The sequence below is a fragment of the Cytophagales bacterium genome, from assembly GCA_019456305.1.
GTDB lineage: Bacteria > Bacteroidota > Bacteroidia > Cytophagales > VRUD01 > VRUD01.
Genome location: VRUD01000133.1, coordinates 1 through 5,542 on the forward strand (window position 1 = coordinate 1; position 5,542 = coordinate 5,542).

Below are 5,542 nucleotides of genomic sequence, written 5' to 3' on the forward strand. Positions count from 1 at the left end.
GCTAATACTGCCTCCGTTTCAAGCAATGATCTCGTTAAATATAATAGTTTGAGCGATGGCATCGTTTTTTCGAGCGAAATTTTTCATAAGTTATCATTATTTTATTTCAAAATCTAATTTATTTTTTTTACCTTCTTCTAAAAATTCGGTGATATTTTCCAAAGTTGTAGTATCTAAAAGAGAAATATAGCTTTGCAATTTTCCTTCTGGTGAAACCGTAAGCAACACCGGACTGTTAGAAACGATATTGTATTCTCCATAAATCTTATAGGCCTCTGGTTTTAATATTAAAATAGAAGTGAATTTTTTTTCTATTAGCACCTGAACTAAAGGATCAGTGATAAGATTCCGATAGGGTTGTTGATTTAATGCCAAATGTTCACAACAAGCAGAACTTCCAAAAAGAACAATTAATAAAGGTTTACCTGTTGATTGTACGGCTTTTTTAGCTTCTTTTAATTGATCAAGCTTTAAAAAACTCCAATGTGTCTCTTGAAAAACCTGTTTAATTTTTAAAATTTGATACGGATCTCCTACGTCCAATAGTTTTTTCCTTTTCTTTTCGGGCGTTCCTAACCACTGTTTATTAAATTTCTTTTCAGTAAGAAGTTTCGTTGAAATTGTTTGAATTACATCATTACGATAGATATTTAAGACAATTTTTTTCTCCTTTTTGTTACCAATATAGGCCTTCATTTCATCAACACTGTGAAAAGATTTATTATCGATTGAAATAATTATATCTCCCGGACGAAGACCATCTTTATAAGCAGGGGCTTTACGATAAAAAACGGGTACGATAAATCCTTTGTAGTCAGACTCTAAGGGCAGTTTTTTTATTACCTCCTTATCAACGCTCTCAATCCTTTGGAAAAACCCAAAAATCATCTTGCTTGAATCGCGAATCATCGTAAATCGGTCAATAGAGCTTCCTTTGGCGCTTAGGTAACATGCTGATAAGAAGATCAAACCAATAGTAAAAATTATGTTTTTGGGATAGATTAAAATAAGATTTTTCAAAATAAATATTGTTTTATTAAAATTAATAACTCGTAATATGTAGTTTCTTCCCTTGTCTTTTAAATATCACACCATTTTCTTCAATAACCACATCCTGGGAGGATTCATCTGAGAGTATTTTGTTGAGGTAGTCTTCTACTTTTTTATGCTTAATGGAAACAGCTTCACCTTCAGTAATAGCATCTGTAGCATAAGAATGTAAAAGATTACTGAATTGGTTTTTAAACAGATCCGGTGTGGCAAACATATCACAGCCAATGATCCTGTCAGCAGTGGTAACAACAACCCCGATAGCTTTGGATTCATCTGTGAACTTATTTTCAAAAAAATTCCGGTATTTTTCAATCTCATTTTTGTATGATTTGGATGAGTCTAAGGCGGTGTATGTACTGGTATTGCTTTGTGCACTGTTTTTCGATGTAACTACTTCAACAGCTTCCCAGACTTTACCCTGTTCCTTTTTGGTATCAATGGCTTTACGTATCTGCATGCTGGATACATTATAATAGCCTTTAAAAGATTGCGAATTTTCACCCCTATAGCTCCATCTTCCTTTTTCCACACAAAATACTGAAAGATCAATTTTACCGCTTTGAGGCAGGATTATCATATCTTTGGCAATTACCCTGTCTTGCTTGCCGCCTTTCACTACTTCACCAGCCATAATATAAACAGTATCGCTTGAAACATTTTCTATAAACAAAGTATTTACCCTCCCGCCAGAACTTCCAGACTGATAAACCTGTTGAAAAATAATGTTCTGCTGAATATATGCATCAGGATCAATCGTATCACTTTCGTCATCAGGCTGTTGGAGGTTATTACCGGGATCAATATTTTCATTGCGGGTGGTATCTTCAATAACTTGTTCAGTGATAATTATTTTCTTTTGTTCCAGCGCATCTTTGAGGATGGTATAATTGCCGATACTTTTGTGTGCGTCAAGAAAAACATCATTGGCGAGGATGGGATATAATCTCAAATTTTTGAATGTGTAGTTTTTTATATTGCTTTCTGAAATTAGTGAAAGGTTATCAAGATTGTACTGTGCAAAAGTTACAATTGACAGTAAAAAAATTAACTGGAAAAGAGATATTTTTTTCATGGCAATTTTTGGGTTAATTTGTACCTAAAAATCTAAATTAAAAAAAACAACTTAAATTGTAATCATTATTAACATCATGCATCAAATTATCAGTTACTGGATGCTGGTTACTGGGTGCTGGTTGACCCTATTATTATTAATTTTTTACTTTTACGGCAACTAAATTAAGGAAGTATCGCAACATTTACATCACTTTTCTTTCTTTTTAATTTAGATTTTTAGGTTGTATTTTTATTTGTATTGTTCTTCGTAGTTCTGAAGTGTAGCAAAGTTAGCTAATTTTATTTATATTATCCCTCCAATATTCTTACTAAGTCGTTATTTATATAATACACTTCCTTTCCATCCTTTTTTGGACTAAGTATTCCAAGCCCTGTTAATTCAGACAAATATTTAGTTACTGTTGTCCTGCTTGATCTGCCCAAAATATCCCCGATCACCCTGGGTTTAATATATGGCTGAGTAAATAGCGCCTCATTTACTTCTTTGTTGTACCACTTCAATTCTTTCTTACTGTAATCTAATGTGGCTTCCATTTGGTTAATTATCTCATCTATAACCTGATTGGTATATCTTGCTGTTTTCTCTACGGCATTCAACATGAAAACAATCCAGTTTTTCCATGATTTCCTATGTGTCACAGCTCCGATATTGTAATAATAATCTTCCTTGTTATCGATTATGTACTTACTTAAATAGAGAACCGGATGTGTTATTAATCCTTGATTTACCAGGTACAGTAGATTTAAAACCCTTCCCGTTCTTCCATTTCCGTCAGAGAATGGGTGAATTGCTTCGAATTGATAATGAGCTATTACCATTTTGAGTAATGGATCGGTTGGATAAGTTTCCTTATCATTGAGGTAATGAATAAGGTTTTCCATTTTACTTTCAACCACTCCCTTTCCTCTTGGCGGTGTATAGATTACTTCTCCAGCTCTAAATTCACTTTGCCCTCTCTTAATTACAACTTGTGATTGTGGTGCTCTGATCCGTTGTGTAGTATCTTTTATCTGCTGATACACTTTTATAATTGAGGCCTGATCTATTTTCCCTTTTTTCTTAATGTCGTAGTATCCAGTCCATAATGCTTCTCTATATCTCAAAACTTCTTTGGTGTTGTGATTGGCATTTTCTTTCTTTAAAGAATCTGATACAGCTTTATACAGTTCGTCACCTGTTGTGAAAATGTTCTCAATCGCTGAAGAACTTTTTGCTTCCTGTAGTGTGATTGTGTTTACAAATATATTTGGGTTTGGGAGTCTGAGTATATTTCTGTTTAATTCTGCGAGTGCCCTGCTGGCATAACCCCATTTTAATAAAATCTCATTGTCTATCACCTCGTCCGGTGGAGGCAATAACGGTAATTGATTGTAGGGCTTATTTCTATCAAAAGGTCTTGCGCCATTCATGTCCATTTTTACTTAATTTATTGAACGCATTGCAAAGATATGTTCATTTTTTCACAAACCAACCATGTTGCGTTCATTTTTTATGTATTTCTGGACATATCAGTGATGGATTTCTGTAAGGGGAAAAATCCAGGATTTTTCTTATATCTTCCCACAATTTACTATGGTATTTTTACATATTCTCCATTATTTTCCAAAAGAACCTCAATAACAGGGCGCTTTACAGCGCCAAAGCTACTATTTTCATTCTTATATCTGGCTCTTATCATACAACCATCATATTATTAGAAGGTACTTTGGCAACAAATGGAATGTTTTTAGGATACTCCTGTCTGACCTTTCTTAACATTTCCTCTATGTCATATCCTTTTGCCACTAATTTGCCATTTACAACAATTACGTACTTATTTTCCAGCCCTTTCAAATTAAGTTTTTGATATGCTTTTAGATTTTGGCTCATAATATTTAATTTTTATTCGTAAAGTATAATCCAAATTAATAAGTTTTTGATTCTCATAATGTTGTTTTAGTTATGGTCCCCCTCCGTTATACATAATCAGTTCGACTGTTCTAAATCGTGTCATTGTATAACCTACTTTTTTTATAAGCGAGCTGTGAATACTCTCAAATGCTGTATTGCTTGAAATGAAATCGCAGAATTTCAAAAAGTCTAAGTATGCATTGTAATTGTCAAGCCGATAGGAATATGGTTTCTGATTTGTCAAGTAGCGATAAACTCTACTGTCCCAAATCGCAAATTTTGTCGGGTTTATAAAATGTAAAAGTTTAGAAGTCCCAACAAGTGAATTGTTAAAACACTCTTTCAAAACCTGTAAGTCATTAACTGACGGTATTTGACCCAGTTTTGCTGAATTTAGTATATGTGTCGCTTCATTTAACTTGTCAGGACGAAAATGAAAAATTGTCGGCATCCAGCCGTATGTAAAGTTTATCCCTATTATTAAGTTGTGTTTTTTAATTGTCTTTAAGTTGCGGAAATATTTTAGAAATTCAGTGTAAGAAATAAAATCAGAACTGTTTGGCTGAATTTTTAATCTTTCTTCGACCTGTCGGAGTTTATCAATGCTAATATTTTCTTTGTAAATGTCTAACATTTCTTTATCAATTATAGTCTTTTAATAAGGGTTTAAATCGTGCTGTCTCTATATGTCGTGAATGATTATTTGTTACCAGAATTTTAATGTGCAATAACGGACAGCGCTAAATTCACTGCGGGATTAAAAGCATCGTACTTGTCCCACGACAACAAAGATAGAAGAAAGTACAGACCTTTCAAACTACCACTTCACCCGCATTGAATTTAGCGCATGTTATAAACTGTAGTGGCAAAATTCTGTCCACCGAGTTACTATGTTTATTTATATTACCTCTTAAAAGATTTTTTTAGGGGGAGAAGAAGATTTTTTATTTTGTCTTTTGCGGAGAGGCAGGCACATGATTAACCAAATTTGGATTTACAGGCGGATTATGAACGATTTGGTTAATGATGTGCCTGCTGTGGTAGCTTTTTATTCTTTAATTCTCTTATTGCAACACAATTTTTCGCGTATCAACAATCTGATTACCTGAATCCTTTATGTGAATATAATACAGCCCCGTAGCCCACTGGCTGATGTCAACCGTAAATGTTTGCTGGTTGATGACAGAGAAGAACACCTGTACACCTATGTTGTCGGTAATTTCTATTTTGTAGTTGTTCATTAGGGCAAAGTTTCCGTTATCAATCGTTAGCATGTCTACCGCAGGGTTGGGGTAAACTTTTATTGTGTTTACATTGTTGGGCGGTGGCAAACCCAGCGCCACGTCAATAATGAGTGTATCGGTAACTGAAATGGAATCGTAAACAGTTATAGTATCATAAACAGTTACATAAGTGGTATCGTAAACGGTGGTTGTGTCATACACAGTTACAATAGTTGTATCAAAAACCAAAACCGTGTCGTTCACCGTTATCGTATCGTAAACCGTAATTGTATCATATACG

6 protein-coding genes are annotated in these 5,542 nt (G+C 34.0%); all 6 read right to left on the reverse strand.

The window, feature by feature from the left end; translation table 11 throughout:
- Positions 1–96: 96 nt before the first annotated feature.
- On the reverse strand, positions 97–1,020 hold the full coding sequence (locus FVQ77_17105) for a PDZ domain-containing protein (GenBank protein ID MBW8052021.1): 924 nt from the start codon (positions 1,018–1,020) through the stop codon (positions 97–99).
- Positions 1,021–1,042: 22 nt separating this feature from the next.
- Positions 1,043–2,125, reverse strand: coding sequence for a hypothetical protein (locus tag FVQ77_17110; protein ID MBW8052022.1), 1,083 nt, complete (start codon positions 2,123–2,125; stop codon positions 1,043–1,045).
- A 290-nt stretch (positions 2,126–2,415) separates the two neighbouring features.
- Positions 2,416–3,537 carry a Fic family protein gene (locus FVQ77_17115; GenBank protein MBW8052023.1) on the reverse strand — a complete coding sequence of 374 codons (1,122 nt, stop codon included), beginning with the start codon at positions 3,535–3,537 and terminating at the stop codon, positions 2,416–2,418.
- 265 nt (positions 3,538–3,802) lie between these two features.
- Positions 3,803–3,997 carry a hypothetical protein gene (locus tag FVQ77_17120; GenBank protein ID MBW8052024.1) on the reverse strand — a complete coding sequence of 65 codons (195 nt, stop codon included), beginning with the start codon at positions 3,995–3,997 and terminating at the stop codon, positions 3,803–3,805.
- A 70-nt stretch (positions 3,998–4,067) separates the two neighbouring features.
- Entirely contained in the window at positions 4,068–4,652 is a 585-nt protein-coding gene (locus FVQ77_17125; protein ID MBW8052025.1) for a hypothetical protein, read from the reverse strand.
- Positions 4,653–5,082: 430 nt separating this feature from the next.
- The coding region (locus FVQ77_17130; GenBank protein ID MBW8052026.1) for a T9SS type A sorting domain-containing protein at positions 5,083–5,542 on the reverse strand (460 nt) is incomplete at its 5' end.